At 37.4% G+C, this 26094-nt stretch carries 15 protein-coding genes and 2 tRNA genes; 7 read left to right on the plus strand and 10 right to left on the minus strand.

Annotation, left to right across the window (positions count from 1 at the left end; translation table 11 throughout):
* Window positions 1–9536: beta strand repeat-containing protein (locus tag BLQ00_RS16140; protein WP_093145356.1), on the minus strand; the 9536-nt coding region annotated here is incomplete at its 3' end.
* 527 nt (window positions 9537–10063) lie between these two features.
* On the opposite strand from BLQ00_RS16140, the gene BLQ00_RS17885 reads away from it, so the two are divergent.
* Both BLQ00_RS17885 and BLQ00_RS16145 read left to right on the plus strand, forming a co-directional pair.
* Window positions 10064–10186: a hypothetical protein gene (locus BLQ00_RS17885; RefSeq protein ID WP_262891388.1), complete on the plus strand. Its 123-nt coding sequence runs from the start codon at window positions 10064–10066 to the stop codon at window positions 10184–10186.
* Window positions 10164–10655, plus strand: coding sequence for a hypothetical protein (locus BLQ00_RS16145; RefSeq protein WP_139149442.1), 492 nt, complete (start codon window positions 10164–10166; stop codon window positions 10653–10655). The genes BLQ00_RS17885 and BLQ00_RS16145 overlap by 23 nt, the downstream gene beginning before the upstream one ends.
* A gap of 195 nt (window positions 10656–10850) precedes the next feature.
* Here the strand turns inward: BLQ00_RS16145 and BLQ00_RS16150 are convergent.
* The 3 genes from BLQ00_RS16150 to mutS all read right to left on the minus strand — a co-directional run bounded on the left by BLQ00_RS16150 (window position 10851) and on the right by mutS (window position 13841).
* Window positions 10851–10934 (minus strand) — tRNA-Leu (locus tag BLQ00_RS16150).
* Between the two features lie 113 nt (window positions 10935–11047).
* A tRNA-Gly gene (locus tag BLQ00_RS16155) sits at window positions 11048–11120 on the minus strand.
* A 96-nt stretch (window positions 11121–11216) separates the two neighbouring features.
* Window positions 11217–13841 carry a DNA mismatch repair protein MutS gene (gene mutS, locus BLQ00_RS16160; RefSeq protein ID WP_093145358.1) on the minus strand — a complete coding sequence of 875 codons (2625 nt, stop codon included), beginning with the start codon at window positions 13839–13841 and terminating at the stop codon, window positions 11217–11219.
* Between the two features lie 400 nt (window positions 13842–14241).
* Between mutS and BLQ00_RS16165 the strand changes: the two genes are divergently transcribed.
* Window positions 14242–14778: an RNA methyltransferase gene (locus BLQ00_RS16165; RefSeq protein WP_093145359.1), complete on the plus strand. Its 537-nt coding sequence runs from the start codon at window positions 14242–14244 to the stop codon at window positions 14776–14778.
* A 2-nt stretch (window positions 14779–14780) separates the two neighbouring features.
* Here the strand turns inward: BLQ00_RS16165 and folK are convergent, their stop codons facing one another.
* Complete coding sequence (gene folK / locus BLQ00_RS16170; protein WP_093145360.1) at window positions 14781–15908, minus strand: 2-amino-4-hydroxy-6-hydroxymethyldihydropteridine diphosphokinase; 1128 nt, start codon at window positions 15906–15908, stop codon at window positions 14781–14783.
* Between the two features lie 157 nt (window positions 15909–16065).
* Between folK and BLQ00_RS16175 the strand changes: the two genes are divergently transcribed.
* Together BLQ00_RS16175 and BLQ00_RS16180 are read left to right on the plus strand one after the other, a co-directional pair.
* On the plus strand, window positions 16066–16776 hold the full coding sequence (locus tag BLQ00_RS16175) for a queuosine precursor transporter (RefSeq protein ID WP_093145361.1): 711 nt from the start codon (window positions 16066–16068) through the stop codon (window positions 16774–16776).
* A 12-nt stretch (window positions 16777–16788) separates the two neighbouring features.
* Complete coding sequence (locus tag BLQ00_RS16180; protein WP_093145362.1) at window positions 16789–19419, plus strand: AsmA-like C-terminal region-containing protein; 2631 nt, start codon at window positions 16789–16791, stop codon at window positions 19417–19419.
* Here the strand turns inward: BLQ00_RS16180 and BLQ00_RS16185 are convergent.
* Window positions 19416–20210, minus strand: a complete 795-nt coding sequence (locus BLQ00_RS16185) for a DUF2797 domain-containing protein (protein ID WP_093145383.1) — start codon at window positions 20208–20210, stop codon at window positions 19416–19418. The two genes, BLQ00_RS16180 and BLQ00_RS16185, sit on opposite strands and share 4 nt — an antisense overlap.
* Before the next feature lie 45 nt (window positions 20211–20255).
* On the opposite strand from BLQ00_RS16185, the gene BLQ00_RS16190 reads away from it, so the two are divergent.
* Window positions 20256–21770, plus strand: a complete 1515-nt coding sequence (locus BLQ00_RS16190) for a GH3 auxin-responsive promoter family protein (protein WP_093145363.1) — start codon at window positions 20256–20258, stop codon at window positions 21768–21770.
* 195 nt (window positions 21771–21965) lie between these two features.
* The gene (locus BLQ00_RS16195) at window positions 21966–22151 is read left to right on the plus strand and encodes a hypothetical protein (RefSeq protein WP_093145364.1); all 186 of its coding nucleotides are present in this window, start codon (window positions 21966–21968) and stop codon (window positions 22149–22151) included.
* Between the two features lie 98 nt (window positions 22152–22249).
* Here the strand turns inward: BLQ00_RS16195 and clpX are convergent, their stop codons facing one another.
* The 4 genes from clpX to BLQ00_RS16215 all read right to left on the minus strand — a co-directional run bounded on the left by clpX (window position 22250) and on the right by BLQ00_RS16215 (window position 26054).
* A complete protein-coding gene (clpX, locus tag BLQ00_RS16200; protein WP_093145365.1) occupies window positions 22250–23482 on the minus strand; it encodes an ATP-dependent Clp protease ATP-binding subunit ClpX in 1233 nt (410 codons plus the stop codon).
* A 35-nt stretch (window positions 23483–23517) separates the two neighbouring features.
* Window positions 23518–24192: an ATP-dependent Clp endopeptidase proteolytic subunit ClpP gene (gene clpP, locus BLQ00_RS16205; protein WP_093145366.1), complete on the minus strand. Its 675-nt coding sequence runs from the start codon at window positions 24190–24192 to the stop codon at window positions 23518–23520.
* A gap of 83 nt (window positions 24193–24275) precedes the next feature.
* Window positions 24276–25595 (minus strand): trigger factor, encoded by a 1320-nt coding sequence (gene tig, locus BLQ00_RS16210; protein ID WP_093145367.1) that lies wholly within the window; start codon window positions 25593–25595, stop codon window positions 24276–24278.
* Window positions 25596–25709: 114 nt separating this feature from the next.
* The gene (locus BLQ00_RS16215; RefSeq protein WP_093145368.1) at window positions 25710–26054 is read right to left on the minus strand and encodes a phage holin family protein; all 345 of its coding nucleotides are present in this window, start codon (window positions 26052–26054) and stop codon (window positions 25710–25712) included.
* Window positions 26055–26094 lie beyond the last annotated feature (40 nt).

Here is a 26094-nt window from a genome sequence, read left to right on the forward strand (position 1 = left end):
GCTACTCCACTAATTGTCGGAGTTGGATCAGAAGCATCTACACAATACGCGGCAGCATCATAACTAAAACTTGCATCGTCTAAGGCATTGATGGTGACTGAAACACTTGAACTATTTGGACAAGTTCCAGAAGTTGTATAGGTTACAGTATAGGTTGCAGGTGTTGAAGCGCTCACATCAATCGCTCCTGTTGCAGCGTTGATCGAAAGTCCAGCAGTACTTGAGAATGTTCCACCTGTTACTCCTGAAATTGTCGGAGTTGGATCGGAAGCATCCACACAATACGCTGTAGCATCGTAACTAAAACTTGCATCGTCTAAGGCATTGATGGTTACTGAAGCTGTTGAACTATTTGGACAAGTTCCAGAAGTTGTATAAGTAATTGTATACGTTGCAGGTGTTGAAGCACTTACATCAATCGCTCCTGTTGCAGCGTTGATTGAAAGTCCAGCAGTACTTGAGAATGTTCCTCCTGCTACTCCTGAAATTGTCGGAGTTGGATCGGAAGCATCCACACAATACGCGGCAGCATCATAACTAAAACTTGCATCGTCTAAAGCATTGATTGTTACTGAAACATTTGAACTGTTTGGACAAGTTCCAGAAGTTGTATAGGTTACAGTATAGGTTGCAGGCGTTGAAGTACTTACATCAATTGCTCCAGTTGCAGCGTTGATCGAAAGTCCCGCAGTACTTGAGAATATTCCTCCTGCTACGCCTGAAATTGTCGGAGTTGGATCGGAAGCATCTACACAATACGCGGCAGCATCATAACTAAAACTTGCATCGTCTAAAGCATTGATTGTTACTGAAACATTTGAACTGTTTGGACAAGTTCCAGAAGTTGTATAGGTTACAGTATAGGTTGCAGGCGTTGAAGTACTTACATCAATTGCTCCAGTTGCAGCATTGATCGAAAGTCCAGCAGTACTTGAGAATGTTCCTCCTGCTACGCCTGAAATTGTCGGAGTTGGGTCGGAAGCATCTACACAATACGCGGCAGCATCATAACTAAAACTTGCATCGTCTAAGGCATTGATGGTTACTGAAGCTGTTGAACTATTTGGACAAGTTCCAGAAGTTGTATAGGTTACAGTATAGGTTGCAGGCGTTGAAGTACTTACATCAATTGCTCCAGTTGCAGCGTTGATCGAAAGTCCCGCAGTACTTGAGAATGTTCCTCCTGCTACTCCTGAAATTGTCGGAGTTGGATCGGAAGCATCTACACAATACGCGGCAGCATCATAAGTAAAACTTGCATCGTCTAAGGCATTGATGGTTACTGAAACATTTGAAGTGTTTCTACAAGTACCAGCCGTTGTATAGGTTACAGTATAGGTTGCAGGCGTTGAAGCACTTACATCAATCGCTCCAGTTGCAGCGTTGATCGAAAGACCTGCAGTACTTGAGAATGTTCCACCCGTCACTCCTGAAATCGTCGGAGTTGGATCGGAAGCATCTACACAATACGCGGCAGCATCATAACTAAAACTTGCATCGTCTAAGGCATTGATGGTTACTGAAACATTTGAAGTGTTTCTACAAGTACCAGCCGTTGTATAGGTTACAGTATAGGTTGCAGGCGTTGAAGCACTTACATCAATCGCTCCAGTTGCAGCGTTGATCGAAAGACCTGCAGTACTTGAGAATGTTCCACCCGTCACTCCTGAAATCGTCGGAGTTGGATCGGAAGCATCTACACAATACGCGGCAGCATCATAACTAAAACTTGCATCGTCTAAGGCATTGATGGTTACTGAAACATTTGAAGTGTTTCTACAAGTACCAGCCGTTGTATAGGTTACAGTATAGGTTGCAGGCGTTGAAGTACTTACATCAATTGCTCCAGTTGCAGCGTTGATCGAAAGTCCCGCAGTACTTGAGAATGTTCCTCCTGCTACGCCTGAAATTGTCGGAGTTGGGTCGGAAGCATCTACACAATACGCGGCAGCATCATAACTAAAACTTGCATCGTCTAAGGCATTGATGGTTACTGAAACTGTTGAACTGTTTGGACAAGTTCCAGAAGTTGTATAAGTTACAGTATAGGTTGCAGGCGTTGAAGCACTTACATCAATTGCTCCTGTGGAAGCATTGATCGAAAGTCCAGCAGTACTTGAGAATGTTCCTCCTGCTACTCCACTAATTGTCGGAGTTGGATCGGAAGCATCTACACAATACGCGGCAGCACCATAACTAAAACTTGCATCGTCTAAGGCATTGATGGTTACTGAAACTGTTGAACTGTTTGGACAAGCACCAGAAGTTGTATAGGTTACGGTATAAGTTCCAGCTGTGGATGCGCTCACATCAATTGCTCCTGTTGCAGCGTTGATCGAAAGTCCCGCAGTACTTGAGAATGTTCCTCCTGCTACGCCTGAAATTGTCGGAGTTGGATCGGAGGCATCTACACAATACGCTGCAGCATCATAACTAAAACTTGCATCGTCTAAGGCATTGATGGTTACTGAAGCTGTTGAACTATTTGGACAAGTTCCAGAAGTTGTATAAGTTACAGTATAGGTTGCAGGCGTTGAGGCACTTACATCAATTGCTCCTGTGGAAGCATTGATCGAAAGTCCAGCAGTACTTGAGAATGTTCCTCCTGCTACTCCACTAATTGTCGGAGTTGGATCGGAAGCATCTACACAATACGCGGCAGCACCATAACTAAAACTTGCATCGTCTAAGGCATTGATGGTTACTGAAACATTTGAAGTGTTTCTACAAGTACCAGCCGTTGTATAGGTTACAGTATAGGTTGCAGGCGTTGAAGCACTTACATCAATGACTCCTGTTGCAGCATTGATCGAAAGTCCCGCAGTACTTGAGAATGTTCCACCCGTCACTCCACTAATTGTCGGAGTTGGATCGGAAGCATCTACACAATACGAAGCAGCATCATAAGTAAAACTTGCATCGTCTAAAGCATTGATGGTTACTGAAACATTTGAAGTGTTTACACATGTTCCAGAAGTCGTATAGGTTACTGAATATGTTCCTGGAGTCGATGCGCTCACATCAATCGCTCCGGTTGAAGCGTTGATCGAAAGTCCAGCAGTACTTGAGAATGTTCCACCTGTTACTCCTGAAATTGTCGGAGTTGGGTCGGAAGCATCTACACAATACGAAGCAGCATCATAACTAAAACTCGCATCGTCTAAGGCATTGATGGTTACTGAAGCTGTTGAACTATTTGAACAAGTTCCAGAAGTTGTATAAGTAATTGTATACGTTGCAGGCGTTGAAGCACTTACATCAATTGCTCCTGTTGCAGCATTGATCGAAAGTCCAGCAGTACTTGAGAATGTTCCTCCCGTCACTCCTGAAATTGTCGGAGTTGGATCGGAAGCATCAACACAATACGCGGCAGCATCATAATTAAAACTCGCATCGTCTAAGGCATTGATGGTTACTGAAGCTGTTGAACTATTTGGACAAGCACCAGAAGTTGTATAGGTTACGGTATAAGTTCCAGCTGTGGATGCGCTCACATCAATTGCTCCAGTTGAAGCGTTGATCGAAAGTCCAGCAGTACTTGAGAATGTTCCACCTGTTACTCCTGAAATTGTCGGAGTTGGATCGGAAGCATCTACACAATACGCGGCAGCATCATAACTAAAACTCGCATCGTCTAAGGCATTGATGGTTACTGAAGCTGTTGAACTATTTGGACAAGTTCCAGAAGTTGTATAGGTTACAGTATAGGTTGCAGGCGTTGAAGTACTTACATCAATCGCTCCAGTTGCAGCGTTGATCGAAAGTCCCGCAGTACTTGAGAATGTTCCTCCCGTCACTCCTGAAATTGTCGGAGTTGGATCGGAAGCATCTACACAATACGCGGCAGCATCATAATTAAAACTCGCATCGTCTAAGGCATTGATGGTTACTGAAGCTGTTGAACTATTTGGACAAGCACCAGAAGTTGTATAGGTTACGGTATAAGTTCCAGCTGTGGATGCGCTCACATCAATTGCTCCAGTTGAAGCATTAATTGATAAGCCAGCAGCACTTGAGAATGTTCCTCCCGTCACTCCACTAATTGTCGGAGTTGGATCGGAAGCATCTACACAATACGCGGCAGCATCATAATTAAAACTCGCATCGTCTAAAGCGTTGATTGTTATTGAAACACTTGAATTAGTAGGACACGTTCCTGCTGTTGTATAGGTTACTGAATATGTTCCTGGAGTCGATGCGCTAACATCAATAACCCCAGTTGCAGCTGTTAATGACAATCCTGCTGGTGCACTACTAAAAGCACCGCCAGTATCACCCGTAATTAGTGGTGTTGGATCTGAAACATCTACACAATACGCAGCAGCATCATAATTAAAACTAGCATCTTCTGCATTTACAGTTAAAGTAGCTTCAGCTTCAGCCCCGCAAAGATTTGCTTCATTTGTGAAAACCACCTTATAAGTATTTCCACTCATAGCCTCAGTCACACCTGTTAACACAAGTGAAACTGTAGCGCCACTTGCTACCGTACCTGTTTCAGAAGCCAAATCAGAATAATTTGTTCCATCTGTACTAACTGACCATTGATACGTAACATTTGTACTAGCTGTTGCTACAGGATTATTTGTAGCGATAGGAGCTGCAATCGCAATCGCATCAAATTGCGCTGTTTCTGTTTCACATTTAATTATATTTGAAGGAGCTGTATCTATTGTTACAGTCATTCCCTCTTCAAAAGTTTTTACTCCACCTGCAGTAGTTGCAGGTGTTGTGTTATATACATTTCCTGTAACTCCAGCTAAAATTACCAATCCATTTGCATCTACTCCTCCATTTGCTAAGGTTGGCGTATCTGGGCCATAAATCCCAGTATCATTATCATCGGCATCTAAATCATTATAAGCTTCATCGGCATCACTACAACCATCACCATCACTATCTAAATCTAAATTGTTTGGAATACTGTCTCCATCTATATCTGGACAACTAAGAATAGGTGTAAATGCAAAACCTTCTCTATTATAGGCTGAATTACCGTTAATAGTTGAATCTGCAAGAAATGAAATTGTAGTAGGAAAAGTTACTACATTAGACATATCAACATTAATACTCCATTCTGTATCTTCCAAAGAATAAGAAACACCATTATTAATTACAATAATATCTCCTGAAGACAAAATATCTCCCGTAACTCTACCAGTAACTTCATCTAAAGGATCATATAGGACAGCAGAACCACCTCCACTCCATGTAAGCACAATTTCTTTAAAAGAATTTTGAGTTCCTACGGTTACCCCTTCTGCTCCATTTCCTAAAACAACAGAATCTAATCTTCCTGAAATCGGTGCATCTAATATAAGGTCTATAGTTGTTGTTGGATCAGCTTCTTGATCCCATCGTATTTGTATGCCCGAGGTTGATGTAAGTACACTTGAAGCATACTCAGTATTTATAGTAAATCCTAATACACTATTTCCCTCTGACTCATAAAAACCTGTTAAACTAGTTGTATTGTTACCTGAATTAACCGCCCCTATAACAGAAGGACATTCTAGTTTATCTAATATACCATCGTTATCATCGTCTAAATCACAAGCATCTCCAATACTATCGCCATCTGTATCCACATAGTCTGGATGACCCAAAGTACAAGGATTACAAATTACAGATTGTACTAAAGCATCTGTACTACTTATATCGTTCTGCCCTGCTACACCAGCTGGTGCAGTTCCAGGACCTACTGGTATACCATTATCATTTACTGGGTTTGTAACTATATTTATAGATCCATCAGGGTTTAAATTTGTGTAATCTAAACCACCGTCTCCTTCCAGAGCATCGTAACAACCATCTCTATCGCTATCTAAATCTAAATGGTTTGGAATTGTATCACCATCAGTATCTAAAATACATCTTGGCGCTGAAATACCATCTAACTCAAAAGTTTTTTCACTATATAAATCAATAGCAGTATTTCCAGTATTTTCCTCTACAATAACATATTCTAATGTATCACCTACATTAAGTGTCAACGTCACCACATTTGAAATGGAAGGTGAAGAATCATTTGTAGTAGAGCTATAAGCATTTTGTATAGCGTACACTTTTGTTCCGTTATGATAAATAACGATATGATCATCACCATAGCCTAAATCGAATCGGTAAATCCCTGTTTCAGTATTCGCTATAACTCTTGAAAACTTAATTGCTGAATCTTCACTTCCATTATCTGGGACAAGCGTACCTACAAAATCTTCTATATCTGGATGAGACGATAATGTAGTTGGACTTGTTGAAAGCACAGCATCAAATGCTCGACTCGTAAGGTTAAATTTATTGTAATTGAAAGTTGCAATTTGGGCAAAAGTAGATGGGAAAGTTGTGGAGCCGTTTATTAAAGCCCAGCTATCTTGATTTGGCGCATCGTACAATATACCTCTCCAACCCGTTTCACTTAAAATACCTGAAGGACCACATGGCCCCATTTCATCTCTATCGATTAAACCATCATTATCATTATCTAAATCGCAAGCATCTCCAATAGTATCTCCGTCACTATCAACATACGTCGGACTACCAGGACTACAAGGACTACAAACCGCAGATTGTACTGAAGCATTCAGACTACTTACATCATTTTGTCCTGCTGTACCAGCTGGCGCTGTTCCAGGGCCTACTGGAATACCATTATCATTTACTGGGTTTGTAACTAAATTAATAGACCCATCTAGGTTTAAGTTTGTATAATCAAGGCCCCCATCTCCTTCTAAAGCATCTGGACACCCATCATTATCACTATCCAAATCTAAATTATTGGGAATACCATCTCCATCGCTATCTAAACAAAAGATTGTTGTTGCATTAATAAATGATGTAGAAAACGTACTTAATATACTTTCTCTCGCTCCATTTTGTGCTAAATCTTCAAAAAGCAAAGAGGCAACTGTAAATGGCTCATCTGCGATAAAAGTTGCAGCACCATTATTTGTTTCATCATCATCTGCCAAACTTCGTGTTAACACATGAGAAAGACCACCACGAGCAACAAACTCGCTTGCAGAACTATTTCCGACAGATAGGTTGTTTGCTGCATTTGCAGACGGGCTATTCACCTCTAAAGCACCCGTATTTATATTGTATGCTGCTAAATCGCCAGTAATACTACCCCAAGTACCTAATATACTAAAACACAATGCATCTGTAGGATAATCTGTATTATTTGAACGATCTACATCGTCAAGGTCTGTAAATTGAATATTTTGAATTGGCGCAGAACTTGTAAAAGTAACCGCACTTTCATCATCGACTCTATCATAGTTTTGTACCGAAGGGGTTGCTCCAGCAGTAATTGTAACCCCGCTAACATCTTGCAATCCATCCGGCCCAATAAAATGTTGAGCAACAGTCGATTCTGTCACCGTAATTGTATAAGTTGCTGAATCGTAAGTTGCTACATATACTAATTTTGTACTATCAGATAAGGATTCATCATAATTGTATTGAAGCACAAAAGGACCTCCACATTCAACTGCATCCACTATTCCATCGTTGTCATTGTCTAAATCACAAGCATCCCCTACTAAATCGCCATCTACATCAACAAACGCTGGATTTCCAGGAGTACATTGGCAAATCACAGATTGTACTTGATCATCTGTACTACTAACATCATCTTGACCTGTAATCCCAGCTCCGGGTGTTCCAGGACCAACAGGAATACCATTGTCGTTAATAGGATTGGTTGTAGTGTTTATGGATCCATCTGGATTTAAATTTGTGTAATTAAGTCCACCATTTCCTTCTAATGCATCTGGACAACCATCATTATCACTGTCTAAATCTAAATAATCAAAAATACCATCTCCATCGGTATCTTTCGTAGAACAAAAAGAAAAGTCTGTTAATGAAAAGGATTGAAAATTAGCTGGACTACCTGAATTATTCGTATAAACAAATTCAATTTTAGTTATCCAAGCTTGTATTCCATCAATCGACATATTAGCATTTACCGAATTACCTATGAAAATGTTTGGTGACGTGTATGTTTGTCCGCTGATTGTGTATTCTGAAGGTATAAGAATATGATTACTACCATCTTCTTTCGTGATAATCATTTGAATTCGATCAATAAAATCTGAGTCGTCAAAAATCCCTGTATCTGGCTCATGATCTACATCATACAATTGAAAACTCAAATTATAAACCGGTCTATCAAATTCAAAAATATGGTTAGACTGTCCAGTGGTCGTTGAACTTTGATACAATGTGTAATATGGATCTACCGAGTAACCACCACTAACATTCACACGATATTCTTGTGTCGCCAACGAACCTGTTGTGGATCTGGACAACGTAATTCCCACACTATTTACAGATATATTTGGATTCGTAGCAACAGGATCATCTCCAGCAGTTGGAGAATTTCCTCCTGCTGTGTATTCATTATCCCAATCTAAAGTAGAGTTATTGGTAGCACAATCTCCTATTTCTACAGAGTCTAAAATACCATCATTATCATCATCTAAATCGGCTTCGTCATCTATACCATCTCCGTCACTATCTGGTAATACATTTACCGTCAATAAAGCTGGGGCCGATGTTGCTGCATGGTTAAATCCATCTAAAGTATAATCGTCATTTACCGTATATGGTAGAGTTGCCTCACCAGAAAACCCTGACAATGGCGTAAATGTTACATTTCCTAAACTATCTACACTCCATGATCCATCGGCAGTATTTATAGAATTCTGTATACCAGATGTTGAAGTATCAAGATCTACCGTATTGGCAACGATATTTCCATCAGGATCAAAATCTGTACTAATAACATTAAAAATAACCGGTGTATCCACTATAGTTGTGGTCGAATTATCATCAGCAATTGGAACTGTATTAATGGCATTGACAGAGACAGAAATTTGTACTGATTCGACAAAATCAAAATCATCAAACCCAAGAGGCGCAGTAGTGTTCGCATTTGCGCCTGGACGTAAAATTAATGTTTCAGTTACATCATTTGCCGTAAAACGCAACTTATCCGTTTGCCAATCATTAATTGTCAAATTATTTACCTGAACTATTGGTCCTCCATCAATTTCAAATGTATAATAATCATTATATACATTAGAATAAGGAACATTAGATTCTCCATCGTTAGTAACTGCAGTTAAAGAATAAGCAAGAACCTCGTATTCTCTAGATGGGGTTAGATCCAAAATATCAACACTTACAGACTCTTCCACTCCCGCGGGACCCAAATCCCTTAATGATAGCCAATTTGTATGACCATTGTCTGGTGACGGAAGTGTTATTACCGTAGGACTACCTGGAGACTGCACCCAATTAGCTCCTCCTCCACCCGTTCCGGCGACAGCAGCTGTAGTATTGTTTGAAATATCGGGTGTACCGGCACCTTTATTCCAATCATTTGGAGTACAGTCTTCACAATTCGCAGATCCATTTGTTGGAACTATCGTTTGCGAATTTGCTCCAATTGTAACCAAAAGACAAAAAACAGTAAAGGATAAAAACTTAGAAAAATTAAGTTTAAGTAGGTTTGGGGTATAGACTTTCATACGAATGCTATTTAAATTTCTTAGGGTAAAAAAGACCCGCCAAGAAAATATGATATTAAAAACTTTGCGGGGATAATAAGGGTCAAATATACAACGTTCTAGGCTATTTTAATAAAATTTTAATCGATTAAAGACCAAATTTCTAGCTAAACGACACCTATATTCGATGAAACGCAGTTTAAATTCGACGAAATACCACCTTCTTCTGCGCATACCTACATAATTCTTACAAAAAACAAAGACAAAAGACATCTTTCATCGATAATTTGAACATGATTTCATCAAAATATAGTTTAACTGTATAAAATTTACGACGAAAAGAAGCTTCGGAAAGAACTAATTAATACCAAAACTGAAATAAATAAAAAGAAAAAAAAGTTTAAATATAGGTATCTACGAGGTGGATTTAAAATATTTTTATCAACTAAATACCTGTAAATTAAGTTAATAACAAACGCTAAAAAATAAAAAAGGGCTTCACATTATAAGTAGTTTTGAATATAACAAAAACCTAAATTTTTTATATTATGAAAAAACTAATGTTTATTTTTGCCCTGCTTGCTTTAGCAGCAAGTTGTACCCCAGAATCATTATCTAATGATGAGCAACAAATCGATAAAGACAAAATTGAAATTCCACCTAACGGGTAGGAAGTTTTCTATATTAGTTGGGGTGTTGCTATCATTATTACTGATTGCAACACCTTTTTTATTCTACCTTTACAGACTAGCACCCCCTGAATCATCCGAATGGGAAACCGTTTTTGGCACCATCAGATCTAATGGTTTTAGCAATGTGCAAAGTTTTATCTACACATTATTCACCAAAGTAATTCTAGTTATGTTAACCGGAATCTGGTTTTTAACCTCTAATAATTGGTGGAAATATGCAATACTTGTACCCTTTACCATGTTTCTTTTTCAATTTATAGGTGTGCTTAACAACGAAATTAAGTACGTAGATGAATTCGATTTCTGGTATTCTCTTCCTTTAATTGTTCCTATTTTACTTTTCGTTATCTATATTTCGTATAGAATTAGTAAAAATCAAAACAACTCATTCGAACTTATGAGTGAAGTTGATGAGGAAATCAAGAAAATTCTAAGCGACGACTTATAGTTTATAGTAAAAAACCTCTGGGTTTCAGGAGCAAAAAACTCCAAATTATTGCGCAATTATACCTTTCAATTAAGATAAAAGTATATTAGTAACGATTTGTTTAGCTATTAAAAGAAGCTAAGCACCGCTACACTCAATTATTTTACGCCACTATAGTGCATAAAAAAAGCCCCTTCAATTAAGAAAGAGCTTTAGTACTGATGGCGGGACTTGAACCCGCACGCCCAAATGAGCACAGGATTTTAAGTCCGGCGTGTCTACCAATTCCACCACATCAGCATTGGTATTTTTCATTTCCTCGGACAAAAGTAAGGAAAATATATTACTTTCAAAGCTAAAATAGACCGGATACTTTAGGTTATTTTTTGATCTTTTTCAGACCTAGCTTTTCGAGCGAAAAACGGGATTCGAACCCGCGACCTCCACCTTGGCAAGGTGGCGCTCTACCAACTGAGCTATTTTCGCAGTATTTAATGAACGTAGCTTCTATAGCAAAGCGGATGCAAATTTAAAATTTTTACAACAAACACAAAGCCTTTTCAAAGAAATTAATCAATTAATTTACTTTTTAATTTTTACCGTTGTATTCCGCAATAACATTCGTTTTATTTCATTCAATTTCATCAAAGCTTCTACCGGCGTAAGTGTATCAATATCAATATCTAAAATCTCATCACGCAATTCTTCCAACAAAGGATCGTCCAACTTAAAGAAACTTAATTGCATTTCTTCTTTTGAAATATTTTTCATCTCCTCGGTTAATTCTTCCGAAGAATGAGATTTTTCTAAACGTTTTAAAATTTTATTTGCACGATTTAATACAGCTTGCGGCATTCCTGCCATCTTCGCTACGTGAATCCCAAAACTATGTTGTGAACCTCCAGGGATTAGTTTCCGAAGAAAAAGAACATCATCTTTTAATTCTTTTACCGAAACATTGTAGTTTTTAATACGAGAAAACGTTTCGGTCATTTCATTAATCTCATGATAATGGGTTGCAAACAATGTTTTAGCGTGCGAAGGATGCTCATGTAAGTACTCGCTTATAGCCCAAGCAATCGAAATACCGTCATACGTACTTGTACCACGACCAATTTCATCTAACAACACCAAGCTTCGCTCCGAAATATTATTCAAAATACTCGCCGTTTCATTCATCTCTACCATAAACGTAGATTCGCCCATCGAAATATTGTCGCTCGCACCTACGCGTGTAAATATTTTATCTACAACGCCCATTCGCACGGCTTCCGCAGGAACAAAACTTCCCATCTGTGCCAATAAAACGATCAAAGCCGTTTGTCGTAAAATCGCCGACTTACCACTCATATTAGGTCCCGTAATCATAACAATTTGCTGATTCTCACGATCTAGAAATACATCGTTTGAAATATACGGACTGTCTGGCGGCAATTGTTTTTCTATTACGGGATGACGTCCTTCCTTAATATCTAAATCGAAAGTATCATCAAACACTGGTCGCACATAATTTGCCACTTTTGCATGACTCGCAAACGAACATAAACAATCCAATTCGGCAATTAATGCGGCATTTTGCTGTACAGAACTAATAAATTGAAGCATCCAAATCACTAACTTTTCGAAGATTTCTCTTTCCAAAGCAGCAATTTTCTCTTCTGCTCCTAAAATTTTACCTTCATATTCTTTCAATTCTTCTGTAATATAACGCTCTGCATTTACTAACGTTTGCTTCCGAATCCACTCTTCAGGAACTTTATCTTTATGCGTGTTGCGAACTTCTATGTAATATCCAAATACATTATTAGACGCTATTTTTAAGGATGTAATCCCCGTGCGCTCTATTTCACGCGCTACCATTTGGTCTAAATATTCCTTTCCACCTGTGGAAATTGCGCGTAACTCATCCAACGTTTCATTAAAACCTTCCGCCACCGAGTTCCCCTTCAATATATTTACGGGAGCTTCTTCAAATAAGGTTTCCTTTATTTTATTCCGAAGTAATTCACAGTCATGAAGTTGTTCTCCTATGGCTTTTACCGATTCATTTTCAGCAAGCAAAGCCTTAGCTTTTACAGGAATCACAGCTTCTAAGGAATTTTTAAGTTGAATAACCTCTCGCGGATTAATCTTCCCCGTAGCTACTTTTGAAATTAAGCGCTCTAAATCGCCAATGCGTTTTATGTGTTGCTGAATGGTTTGAAGTACGTCTGAATGTTCCAATAAATAGGAAACAACTTCGTGCCTACGGTTAATTTTTTCTACGCTTTTTAACGGAAGGGCCATCCATCGTTTTAACAAGCGCCCGCCCATGGGCGAGGTCGTTTTATCGATGACATCTAATAACGTAACCGCATTTTGATGTGACGAGTGGTACAACTCTAAATTCCGAATGGTAAATCGATCCATCCAAACATAGGCGTCTTCGGCAATGCGAGAAACACGTGTAATATGTTGTAGTTTATTGTGTTGGGTTTCTCCTAAATAATGAAGTGCGGCACCCGAAGCAATAATCCCTTCTTGCAAATGGGCCACACCAAAACCCTTTAAATTCTTAGTTTGAAAGTGTTTCTGAAGTGTTTCTGCCGCATAATCTTCCTGAAACACCCAATCTTCTAAATGAAATACATGAAAATTATCACCAAACGTTTCAGTAAATAACTTTCGCTTTTGTTTGCTGAAAAGTACTTCGGAAGGATTAAAATTCTGAAGCAACTTATCAATATATTCTGCAGAACCTTCCGCAGTTAAAAACTCACCCGTTGAAACATCTAAAAATGAAACTCCTATCGTCTTTTTTGAAGCAGATCCAAAGTGAACCGCTGCCAAAAAGTTATTCGATTTCGATTGTAAAATATCGTCATTTAAGGCAACTCCAGGGGTTACCAACTCGGTTACGCCTCGTTTTACAATAGTTTTGGTCTGTTTAGGGTCTTCCAACTGATCGCAAATAGCAACACGACAGCCTGCCATTACTAACTTTGGCAAATACGTATTTAACGAATGATGCGGAAAACCTGCCAATTCTACATTATCTCCTCCATTATTCCGAGCCGTAAGTGTAATATTTAAAATTCCCGCTGCTCGAACAGCATCTTCCCCAAAGGTTTCGTAAAAATCGCCCACACGAAATAATAATAACGCATCAGGATATTTAGCCTTGATGGTATTATACTGTTTCATTAAAGGAGTGACTTTTTTTGCCATATTTTCTAGTTTCAAACTTAAAAAGCTAAAGTAGGTATTAATCCATTTTATAGAAAAACTAGTCCTCTTTATTTGTGCAAAGTTTTTCACAAAAAAGAGTGGTTTTACTCAAAAACTAAAAATAAGCGCTTTTAAGACAGTTTTTCAAAAACAATAAGCAAACGCATTCCCGATTTTTGAAAATAGCGCTATAATATTTTAAAAAAGGCAAATTTTAATAGTCAAAATCAATTTAATACTATTACTTTAATAATAAACGTCTATTACAAAGAAGTAAACTCCTAGTATCAGTTCGAGCGGACAATAGATATTAATTACTGAACACTAAAAATCTATTCAATGCTTTTCTGAACTTATTTCATCTATAAAATTTTACCTTTGCTTCTTTCTACAAAAAACTATGAAACACAGAAAATTAAAGAATAGCGAACTTGACAGAATCAATCCAGAAGAATTTAAAAGTTCTGAAAAGACACCTATTATTATCATTTTAGATAATATTAGAAGTCTAAACAACATTGGATCTGTTTTTAGAACTGCCGATTCTTTTTTAATTCAGAAAATCTATCTCTGCGGAATTACAGCAACACCTCCGCATAAGGATATTCAAAAAACGGCTCTGGGAGCTACCGATAGTGTTGCTTGGGAATATGTTGAAAACACACTAGACCTCATCCATACACTGAAAAAAGAGGGAGTTGTAATTGCCGCCATCGAACAAGCAGAAAATAGCACTTCGTTAGATTCGTTTGCTTCGGAAAGTGGAAAAACCTATGCCATTGTTTTTGGGAATGAAGTAAAAGGCGTATCCCAAGAAGTTGTGTCGGCTAGTGATGTGGTTCTTGAAATTCCGCAGTACGGAACCAAGCATTCTTTAAATATTTCGGTGAGTACTGGAATCGTGGTTTGGGATTTATTCTGTAAACTGAAGAAGTAATCCTAATCGATAATTTGCTTCAGAATCGCCAAATAATCTTTTCGGCTTTTTACAAAATCCATTTCAGAAATATCAATAATCTTAATCGTATCACTTTGTTGAGACTTTATAAATTCTAAATATCCCTCATTTATCTTTTGAAGATACCCCGTTTCTATACTTTGCTCATACTTTCTACCACGCTTTTTTATGTTCTCTAACAAGCGTTCTGTATTTTGATACAAATACACATACACATCGGGCTTCGGAAGCTCTTTGTGCATTAAGTAAAATAGCTTTTTATACAAGTTATACTCTTCATCCTGAAGGGTAACTTTTGCGAAAATTAAAGATTTATAAGCATCATAATCGGCAATTACACAATCTTGAAACAAATCGAATTGTTTAATGTCCTCTAATAATTGTTGGTACCGATCTGCCAAAAAAGACATCTCTAATGGAAACGCATAACGCATTTGATTTTCGTAAAACTTAGGCAAAAACGGATTGTCTTTAAAACGCTCTAAAATTAATTTTGCATTAAAATCGTACGACAACATGGTTGCCAAACTTGTTTTTCCAGCACCAATATTTCCCTCAATAGCAATGTAATTGTATTTAGAAACATCGTAGTCTTTTCTAGGATTCCGAAGCCATTTAGATTGTTTTGTAATTACACTAGCATCTTCTGTCTCCTCCAGTAATTGGCGAACATTCTTCCCTAAAATTGGATGCTCCCACTCTTGATTTACTTCTGAAAAAGGCTGCAACACAAAGCGTCTGTTTTGCAATTCGGGATGCGGAACAGTAAGACTTTTCGTTTCTTTTACCTCAGCGCCTATTGCCAGAATATCAATATCGATAGGACGCGAACTATAACGTTCGGTGCTATCGCGCTCTCTTCCCAATCGCTTTTCAATAGCCAAAATAGTTTCGAGTATTTTTCGAGAAGATAGATTACTCTGCACCAATAGCACACAGTTCATAAAATCGTCTCCTTCAAAACCCAATGCCGGTGTTTGATACACTGCCGAAATTTTAACAACAGCGCCAATTTGCTCAAAAATAGCATTCACAGCTTTTTGCAAAAACTCGAACTTATTACCTTGATTACTTCCTAACGAAAAATATATGTCTTGTAGTGGTTTGATGGAGCTTTTGTTTGGACGTTATTGTATCTTTTTAGTACCTAATTAGCTCGTTCTTCTTTTCACCTTTTCTTGAAAAAGACAAAGCTTCACTAATTTAGCACGAAATTAAGGAAAAGAAAATTACTTCCAATTATCTTTGTCCGAATAACAATTATTCGTGGCAGTACTTACTTTAAAAGATACATTAGCAGCACAACGCATCTACCTAATACTAGGCGCGTTATTTATTGCATCGTTGGTGGTTTCCAATTTAATTTTTCAGAAATTTTTTTATTGGGATTTCTTCGGACTGTACACTTTTGAAATATCTGTGGGAATTTTACCGTACCCTATTACCTTTTTAATTACCGATATATTGAGCGAGGTATATGGTAAAAGAAAAGCGAACCAAGTAGTAACGGCAGGTATTTTCGCTTCTTTTTTCTCCTTACTTATTGTTTGGGTTTCAGATGCGGTGCCAGCCACAAGTTGGAGTCCTATATCAGACACCTTATTCACTACGGTTTTTGGAGCAACTGCAATTGCCGTACTTGCTTCGATGATGGCATATTTACTAGCACAGTATATAGACATTCATATTTTCCATTATTGGAAACGCGTAACAAAAGGAAAGCATTTATGGCTTCGGAATAATTTTTCAACCTTTTTTTCACAGTTTATAGACACCTTTACTGTTTTAGCATTGCTGTGTAGTTTTGGAAAAATTGATTGGTCTTTATTTGGAGGTTTGCTAATAAGCGGATTTCTTTTTAAAGTACTCGTAGCCATTTTAGACACACCATTTTTATACGCATCCGTTTACGCACTTCGGAAGCGATTTGGTTTAGAAATGGGCGAAGAATTAGCATTAATAGACACTAAAGAATAGTAATTATATCGTATGAAAAAAGCACTTAAAATATTCGGAATCATACTCGGTTTAGGTATCATTTTTTTAATTGCCGCACCTTTTATCTTTAAAGGAACGCTTGAAAAAATTGTGAAACGCACGATTAACGAAAACATAAACGCAACTGTTGCCTGGGAAGACCTAGACTTAAGTCTTTTTAGAAGTTTTCCAGATGCGGCACTTACTATTAATAACTTCAGTATTGTAAACAATGCTCCTTTTAAAGGGGATACACTCGCCAGCGGAAAAACGATAAAGCTAGACATGGGCGTTATGCAATTGTTCAATAAAAGCGATGAGCCTATTCAAGTAAACTCTCTATTTTTAGACGAAGCCTTGGTGAATATTAAAGTAGACTCTCTTGGCAACGCCAATTATGACATTGCCATTAAAAAGGATGCTCCTGCAACTTCAGAAGGAGAAACAGATAGTGCTGGATTTAGCTTCGGACTTAAAAATTACGAGATTGAAAATTCACGCATCCAGTATTCAGACGCGGTTACAAGCACTTTCTTAACACTTACCAACGTAAACCACGAAGGTTCTGGCGATTTGTCTGCAGCACTTTCAACCCTATCGACCAAAACAGAAGCTTTGGCTTCATTTAAAATGGGCGATGTGGAATACCTAAGCGAAAATAGCATCACGCTTGACGCCGACTTTCAGCTAGATTTAGAGAATCAGAAATATACATTTTTAGAAAACGAAGCGAAAATCAATGAGCTACCCCTTACGTTTGATGGTTTTGTGAAAATTAACGAAACCAACAATGAAGTAGATCTTACATTTAAAACACCTTCATCCGATTTTAAGAACTTTCTAGCTGTCATTCCGAAGGAATATGTAAAAGAACTTGATGGCGTTACCACCACAGGTAATTTCACGGTGAATGGAATGATCAAGGGAATTGTTGACGACACACACATCCCGACCTTAGATATTAAAGTAAATAGCCAGAATGCATCTTTTAAATATCCTGATTTACCAAAAGCGGTTCAAAATATTTCGATTGCTGCGGAATTAAAAAATGAAACGGGACTGCTGAAGGATACGTATTTAACTATTGGCGGACTTACATTTAAAATTGATGACGAGTTATTCAACCTCAGCGGAAGCGTTCGAAATCTAACTGAAAACGCATTGGTAAATCTTGCCTTGAAAGGAACCATTAATCTTGCAAACATCGGAAAAGTACTTCCTATGGAACTGGAGCAAGAGCTTACGGGTATTTTTACGGCAGATGTTACTACGAACTTCGATATGGCATCGGTAGAAAAAGAACAATACCAAAACATTAAAAGCAACGGAACTCTTACGCTTACCAATTTTGTGTACAAAGACGCTGCGTTTAAAAACGATCTAAATCTTTCAAAAGCCAGTGTGAGTATGTCACCAGGAACCATTCGCTTGAACGAATTAGCGGCAACTTCAGGACAAACCGACATTCAGGCAACAGGTACTATTGAAAATCTGATTCCGTGGGTGATGGCGAAGCAAGATTTAAAAGGCCGTTTTAATGTGCAATCCAATACTTTCAATGTAAACGACTTTATGACTTCGGAAACGGAGGCATCAAAAGGAACTGCAAAAGCTTCCGAAGCAAGTTTACAAAAAGAAAGTGTAAAAATTCCAGACTTCTTAGATGCTACAATCGACTTTTCAGCAAAAAAAATACTGTACGATAATATCGTTTTAGAAAACGCTAAAGGAACCGTTGGAATTAAAAATGAAGCGGCTAGTTTGAGCAATGTAGCATCTAAGATATTTGGGGGTGACATTGCATTTTCTGGAAATGTAGACACTAAAAATGCGGTCCCTACCTTTGGAATGAACCTCGATTTAAAGAAAATTGACATTGGTCAATCGTTTGGACAATTGGAGCTTTTAAAGTACATCGCACCCATTGCAAAAGCTTTAGACGGAGATTTAAACACGACCCTTCAATTAAGTGGAGAGCTTACCGAAAACCTAACTCCAAATCTAGCAACGCTCGCTGGAAACGCCATTGCGCAAATTTTAACTGCTGAAGTAGACAAAGACAAAATGCCGCTTGTTTCTAAGCTGGGAGAGCAGGTCAAGTTTTTGAATATTGACAAATTAAGCTTACGAGATGTGAGCACTGCATTGACTTTTAACAATGGAAAGATTGAAGTAAAACCCTTCGATTTTGAAGTAAAAGGTGTGAAAATGACGGTAGGCGGATCGCACGGACTAGACAAAAGTATCGATTATAATCTAACGATGGATGTTCCCGCAAAATACTTGGGAAGCGATGTGACTAAATTATTGGCTAAACTAGACCCAAAAGAGGCCGATGAAATGACGGTAAGCTTGCCTGTAGGTTTAACAGGGACATTTACGAGTCCGCAGGTTTCATTAAATACCGACACTGCCGTAAAAGCACTAACTCAGAAGTTAATTGAAAAGCAAAAGGAAGAGTTAACGACGAAAGGAACCAACATTTTGAAGGATTTAATCACTCAAAATAGCGGAAGTACAACACCTACTGACTCTACAAAAACTACGACAGAAACGACCAAGCAAGAAGAAACAACTAAGGCTGTAAAAGATATTATCGGCGGTATTTTTGGAAACAAAAAGAAGAAAGACGATGGGAATTAACCCACCGTTATAGAAACCACATAGCCTTCATTACTTCGAACATTGAATACCGTATTGTCTTCAAAAATGAGGTATTGCCCTTTAATTCCTTTTAAAACACCTTCGTAATGCGGCGTTTTTTCTAGGTTTAAACTTTTGGGTTTTGTGGGATATTGAAGTACCGGAAACTCCAATTCAGTTTCGGTATTATTTTCTATAAAATAAGGCATCGCTTCTTCGGGAATGTATTGTTTCAATTTATTTCGCCACGCGACTAAATCTACATCTTCAATTTCATTTTTAAGCATGGTACGCCAATTGGTTTTATCGCCTACATGATCTTTTAAAGCGACTTCGGTAACACCTGCCAAATAGCGATTCGGCACCTCCACTATTTCGATTGCTTCGTGTGCTCCTTGATCGATCCATCGCGTAGGAACTTGTGTTTTTCGAGTTACCCCTACTTTTACATTGCTGCTATTTGCCAAGTACACAATATGCGGTTGCAATTGTACTTTTTTCTCATACACCAAATCGCGATCTTCTTTATCGAGATGCGCCATACTTAATTCTGGACGCATGATCCAATCGGCAGCCTGCGGAATTTCATAAAAACAGTCGTAACAGAAGCCTTGACGGTAAATTTTCTTACCTAAATTACAGTTCAAACACTGGTACTTTACAAACGAAATTGACAGCTTTTTATCTAGTAACTGATTGACGTTTAGGAAGTCATTCTCAAAAACCAAATAGTATTGAATGGGCGACCCATTTTCAGTCTGCATTTTACTTAAAACTCCTACATAATTCATAAAAAGAAAATCGTTATTTTTATACCATAAAGATACTTCAAAAATATGCCAATACCCATTGTAAATTCTATTGCTTCGTGGTTCTTGAAAAAACGATTTCATCAAATTGAATTGTTTCTGAAGTATCCTATTGAAGTTCAGGAAGAATTACTTCAAAACCTTTTACTGAAAGCAAAGGGTACTGAAATTGGCAAGCAATACGAATTTGAAAGTATTAAAAACTACCGAACCTTTGCCGAAAGAGTCCCTATTAGCTCGTATGAAGATAACGAATCGCAGATAGAACGCGCTCGAAAAGGAGAAAGCAACATATTCTGGCCTACTCCTATAAAATGGTTTGCAAAGTCTAGCGGAACGACCAATGCGAAAAGTAAATTTATCCCAGTAAGCAGTGACTCGTTAGAAGATTGTCATTATGCTGCGAGTAAAGATTTACTGTGTATGTATCTCAACAACAATCCGAGTTCTCAGCTTTTCGTTGGAAAGAGTTTGCGTTTGGGAGGTAGTAAAGAACTCTATCAAGAAAACGGAACCGTCTTTGGTGATTTATCTGCCATCTTGATTGACAACATGCCGTTTTGGGCCGAATTTAGCAGCACTCCTAGCAGTGAAGTTTCACTAATGAACGATTGGGAAACTAAAATGCAAGCCATCGTAAACGAAACAATTAAAGAAAATGTAACGAGTTTAGCAGGTGTTCCTTCATGGATGCTTGTATTATTAAATACTGTTGCTGAAACTACCGGAAAAGACAACCTATTAAACGTTTGGCCTAATCTGGAGGTATATTTTCATGGGGGTGTAAGTTTTGACCCTTACGTAGCGCAATACAAACAATTGCTTCCCAAATCAGATTTTAAGTATTACGAAATTTACAACGCTTCTGAAGGGTTCTTTGCCATTCAAGATCAGAACCATGAAAAGGATTTACTCTTAATGCTCGATTATGGTATTTTTTACGAGTTCATTCCTATGGACACCTATGGTACTTCCGAAGAAAAAGTAATTCCACTACAAGATGTGGAAGAAGGAAAAAACTACGCAATCATTATCACCACCAATGCAGGTTTATGGCGCTATAAAATAGGCGACACTGTTCGTTTTACCTCTATAAGTCCGTACCGCATTCGAGTGACGGGGCGCACCAAACACCACATTAACGTTTTTGGTGAAGAGTTGATTATTGAAAACGCCGAAGCGGCTTTAAAAAACGTTTCTAAGCTCACCAATTCTGAAATTGTAGAATATACTGCTGCACCCATTTTTATGGAAGGAAAAGAAAAGGGAGCGCACGAATGGATGATCGAGTTTAAAACGCCTCCTTCCGACTTTAACGTATTTACCGAACTATTTGACAAAGCACTGCAACAAGAAAATAGTGACTACGAAGCCAAGCGTTTTAACAATCTTACATTAAACCTTCCCATAGTTCATGTGGCTCGTGAGCGCTTGTTCTACGATTGGCTAAAAGAGCATGATAAACTTGGAGGGCAACATAAGGTTCCTAGACTTTCAAACAAACGAAATTATTTGGAAGAACTATTAAGACTTAATAAGTAACACCCCTCAATTTCCGATTAAAGACATCTTTCTTCCGATTAAAAAAAACCCGCATATCGAGTGTTTACGGTAGTTTAGCGGCTTTTAAAAAAACTTTTGTATTTCAACGAGTTTTAACCTCACTTTAACCAAAAGTTTTGGTAGGCCTTTTCTTACACACTATGTTTGTCATGTAAATAAATAATACCCCGCATAATGAACAAGTACGTTTTTATAGTTTTAGCCTTAATTTTCACAGTAACATTTTCATCATGTGCTACTTCTTCAACAGTACAAAATTCAGAAAATCAAGTTGCTGGTTATACCTTAAAAAACAAAAAAGAGTTAATGCATCAAAAAGTGCTTAACAAGAAAAACAAAACGGTGATTGCGATGCCGTAACAAAATATAGTTTGAGTAAGTGTTTTTATATTTATTAAAAAAGCCCCTAAACAATGTTTAGGGGCTTTTACTTTGTATAAATATGTACTGTTTACAAATTAAGAAACTGCTTTCAGTTTTTTAATAGTTGCCTTATTAAGCTTATCCATAACATACTCTCTCGAAACAGTAAGTGTTTTACTATCTGTTCCTGGTAGTTCGAACATGGCATCTGTTAAGACTGCTTCACATAACGAACGCAAGCCTCTAGCCCCTAATTTATATTCAATAGCCTGTTCTACGATATAATCTAAGGCTTCTTCCGTAATTATAAGCTCTATATCGTCCATTTCAAACAGTTTCTTATACTGTTTGATGATAGCGTTTTTAGGCTCCGTTAAAATAGCTCTTAAGGTTCCTTTATCCAATGGATTCATATAAGCTAACACAGGTAACCTTCCAATAATCTCTGGAATTAACCCGTAATCTTTTAAATCCTTCGGAATGATATACTTAAGCATATGGTCACGTTCTAGTTTATCTTCTTCTTTTGAAGCACTAAAACCAACTGCTTGCATATTCAGTCTTTTTGAGATATGACGTTCAATACCATCAAAAGCTCCACCTGCGATAAAAAGAATATTTTCGGTATTCACCTCGATAAACTTTTGGTCTGGATGCTTTCTACCTCCTTTTGGTGGCACGTTTACAACCGTTCCTTCTAGTAATTTCAGTAATGCTTGTTGCACACCTTCACCACTAACATCTCTTGTTATAGATGGATTATCGCTTTTACGGGCAATTTTATCTATTTCATCAATAAATACAATACCGTTTTGCGCTTTTTCAAGATCGTAATCTGCTGCTTGAAGCAATCGTGTTAAAATACTTTCAACATCCTCTCCAACATAACCAGCTTCGGTAAGTACTGTTGCATCTACGATAGCCAAAGGAACGTTTAGCATTCGTGCAATTGTTTTTGCGACCAATGTTTTTCCAGTTCCTGTTTGCCCTACAATAATGATATTACTTTTTTGAATATCAATATCATCTTCTGTTTTGGGCTGCAGTAAACGTTTGTAGTGATTATAAACCGCTACAGACATAACTCTTTTTGTATGATCCTGACCAATAACGTAATCGTCCAAAAATTCTTTAATAGAAATTGGCTTCTTCAGCATTACCTCTTTAGACAAGTCACTGTTTGCAGAATGTGACGCTTCTTCTATAACAATCCCATGGGCTTGTTCAATACAACGATCACAGATATGGGCGTCCAAACCTGCAATAAGTAGATTGGTTTCGGCTTTTTTACGACCGCAAAACGAACATTCTAAATTTTCTTTCGACATATTCTTAATCTATAAATTCAAATTTAAAAAAGGGATTATCCTCTTTTCAAAATTTCATCAATCATACCGTATTCTAAAGCTTTATCGGCTTTCATCCAGTAATCACGATCACTATCTTCGTACACTTTTTCATAGGTTTGACCACTATGATTTGCTATAATCGTGTACAACTCTTCTTTTAAGGTTAGTATCTCTTTGGCGGTGATTTCAATATCACTCGCTTGTCCTTGCGCACCTCCCATTGGTTGGTGAATCATAACGCGAGAGTGCGTTAATCCACTTCGTTTTCCTTTTGCTCCTGCACACAATAAAACAGCTGCCATTGAAGCTGCCATTCCTGTACAGATGGTTGCTACATCTGGCTTGATAAACTGCATGGTATCGTAAATACCTAATCCAGCATATACACTTCCTCCCGGAGAGTTGATATAAATCTGAATGTCTTTTGACGCATCTGTACTTTCTAAAAACAACAATTGCGCTTGTACAATGTTTGCAACTTGATCGTTAATTCCTGTACCTAAAAAGATAATTCGATCCATCATTAAACGAGAAAAAACGTCGAATATCGCGATATTCATTTGGCGCTCTTCAATAATGTTTGGCGTTAAGTTTGTCGGGTACATGCTGCTTACAATTTGATCGTAATACATGCTATTAATCCCTTGATCCTTTATAGCAAATTTTTTAAATTCTTTTTCGTAGTCCATATTTTTATACTCTTTTTCTGAAAAAATAAAGGCGTTAAATTAGTAAAAATTCAACGCCTAAATATAACTAATTTATTGCTGAATTACTCGTAAGCTTCCTTAATGAACTTATCGTAAGTAATCTCTTTAGTCTTCAGTTTTGCATTTTCCTTAAAAAATTGAAGCAATTTATTTGTATTTAACTGTTCGCTAATACGTTTCACCTCATCTTGGTTACTTAAAATACGTGCTGCAATTGTATCCAATTCTTCATCTGAAGGATCCATTTGACCAAATTGAGCCATTTGTCCTTTAATCATTGTACGACTATAGTCTTTCAATTCATCAAAAGATACTTGCAAATTATTCTCTGCACGAATTTTTCCTTCAATTAATTGGTAACGCAATCCTTTTTCACTTTTAGCGTACTCTTCTTTAGCTTGCTCTTCTGTTAAAGGAGTTTCGCCAGACATTTGAATCCAACGTTGTAAGAAAGTATCTGGAAGGTCAAATTTAGTATTGTCGATTAATGATTCAACGACATCGTTTAATAGCTTCTGATCGCTTTGTTGCTCAAATTGCTTTTCAGCATCTTCCTTAATCTTCGCTTTCAATTCAGCTTCCGAAGAAACAACACCTTCACCAAATAACTTATCGAAAAGCTCTTGGTTTAATTCTGCCATTTCACGTGTGTTAACTTCTTCTATTTTCAAAGTAACTTCAATATCCAAACCGTGTGCTGCATCGTGATCTACTCCCAAATACTTTTGGTTGTCATGATCGTCTGCGAACATTCCTTTTGTTTTTAAAGTAACCTCATCACCTACTTTTGCTTTTAACAGAGCTGAAAGTTGTTTTTTACCTTTAATTACATCTGTACTAAAAGTTGCTTTTTTATCTATCTCCATGTCTGAAGACGTAAACGTTCCAGTAATTTCATCATCCTTAGCAACTTCTGTTTTAGAAGTTAACTTTCCGTATTGCTTACGAATTGTTTTCACTTGATTGTTCAACATTTCCTCGTCTGCAACAATTTTATAGTTGGTTACAGCCTTTCCTTTTACATCTACATCAAAAGAAGGAGAAAGTCCTAAATCGAACTCAAATGTAAAATCATCTGACTCCCAGTTTATTTCAGCTTCATTCTTTGGAAGTGGATTTCCAAGAATATCTAATTTTTGTTCAGTTAAGAAATTATTTAAACTTTCTTGTAAAAGTTTATTAACTTCTTCTACCAATACTGCTTTTCCATATTGTTTCTGAACCATTCCCATAGGAACATGTCCTTTTCTAAAACCAGGAATATTAGCGGTTTTACGGTAATTATTTAATACCGATGTTACTTTTTCCGAATAGTCCTCTTTTTTGATATCTACTGTTACTACAGCATTTAACGTATCAATTTCTTTTTTTGTAATATTCATTTTTCTGAAAAATTTTTCAATATAAAAGTTGTGCTTTCCTTATGAGAAAGGCGGGTGCAAAAGTATAATTTTTTACGCAACTCAACAAACTTTTACAAGCTGTAATTCAGGTATTTATTTATCCTTTTCAATAATTGAAAACAAAATAGATTGCAGAAACGAAAGCAACAAGCTGAAAAGCAATGCCCACCAAATATTACGTACTGTAAATCCATCGATAAAGTAATCTGCCAATAGAATAATCATAGCATTTATTATCAACAAGAAAAAGCCCAAGGTTATAATCGTTACTGGAAGCGTTAACACTACCAATATCGGCTTAACGGTAAGTCGTAGCAATGCTAGCACAATAGCTACAATAATAGCCGACACATAGCCTTCTACAGCAACACCTGGTAAAATATTTGCAAGAATTACAACTGCGACAGCGGTAAGTAATAGTTTTAAAATTAAATTCATAGGTATGAGATTAAGAGAATTATAAAGATAAAAAAACCAC

It is taken from the genome of Ulvibacter litoralis (genome assembly GCF_900102055.1).
Taxonomy (GTDB): domain Bacteria; phylum Bacteroidota; class Bacteroidia; order Flavobacteriales; family Flavobacteriaceae; genus Ulvibacter; species Ulvibacter litoralis.

Excerpts from the sequence above, each read along its gene's own strand:
- mutS (WP_093145358.1), bottom strand. The coding sequence starts at position 13,841 with ATGGCAAAAAAAGTCACTCCTTTAATGAAACAGTATAATACCATCAAG.
- clpP (WP_093145366.1), bottom strand. The coding sequence starts at position 24,192 with ATGGACTACGAAAAAGAATTTAAAAAATTTGCTATAAAGGATCAAGGG.
- BLQ00_RS16195 (WP_093145364.1), top strand. The coding sequence starts at position 21,966 with ATGAACAAGTACGTTTTTATAGTTTTAGCCTTAATTTTCACAGTAACA.
- tig (WP_093145367.1), bottom strand. The coding sequence starts at position 25,595 with ATGAATATTACAAAAAAAGAAATTGATACGTTAAATGCTGTAGTAACA.
- BLQ00_RS17885 (WP_262891388.1), top strand. The coding sequence starts at position 10,064 with ATGAAAAAACTAATGTTTATTTTTGCCCTGCTTGCTTTAGCAGCAAGT.
- BLQ00_RS16215 (WP_093145368.1), bottom strand. The coding sequence starts at position 26,054 with ATGAATTTAATTTTAAAACTATTACTTACCGCTGTCGCAGTTGTAATT.
- clpX (WP_093145365.1), bottom strand. The coding sequence starts at position 23,482 with ATGTCGAAAGAAAATTTAGAATGTTCGTTTTGCGGTCGTAAAAAAGCC.
- BLQ00_RS16190 (WP_093145363.1), top strand. The coding sequence starts at position 20,256 with ATGCCAATACCCATTGTAAATTCTATTGCTTCGTGGTTCTTGAAAAAA.
- BLQ00_RS16180 (WP_093145362.1), top strand. The coding sequence starts at position 16,789 with ATGAAAAAAGCACTTAAAATATTCGGAATCATACTCGGTTTAGGTATC.
- BLQ00_RS16185 (WP_093145383.1), bottom strand. The coding sequence starts at position 20,210 with ATGAATTATGTAGGAGTTTTAAGTAAAATGCAGACTGAAAATGGGTCG.
- BLQ00_RS16165 (WP_093145359.1), top strand. The coding sequence starts at position 14,242 with ATGAAACACAGAAAATTAAAGAATAGCGAACTTGACAGAATCAATCCA.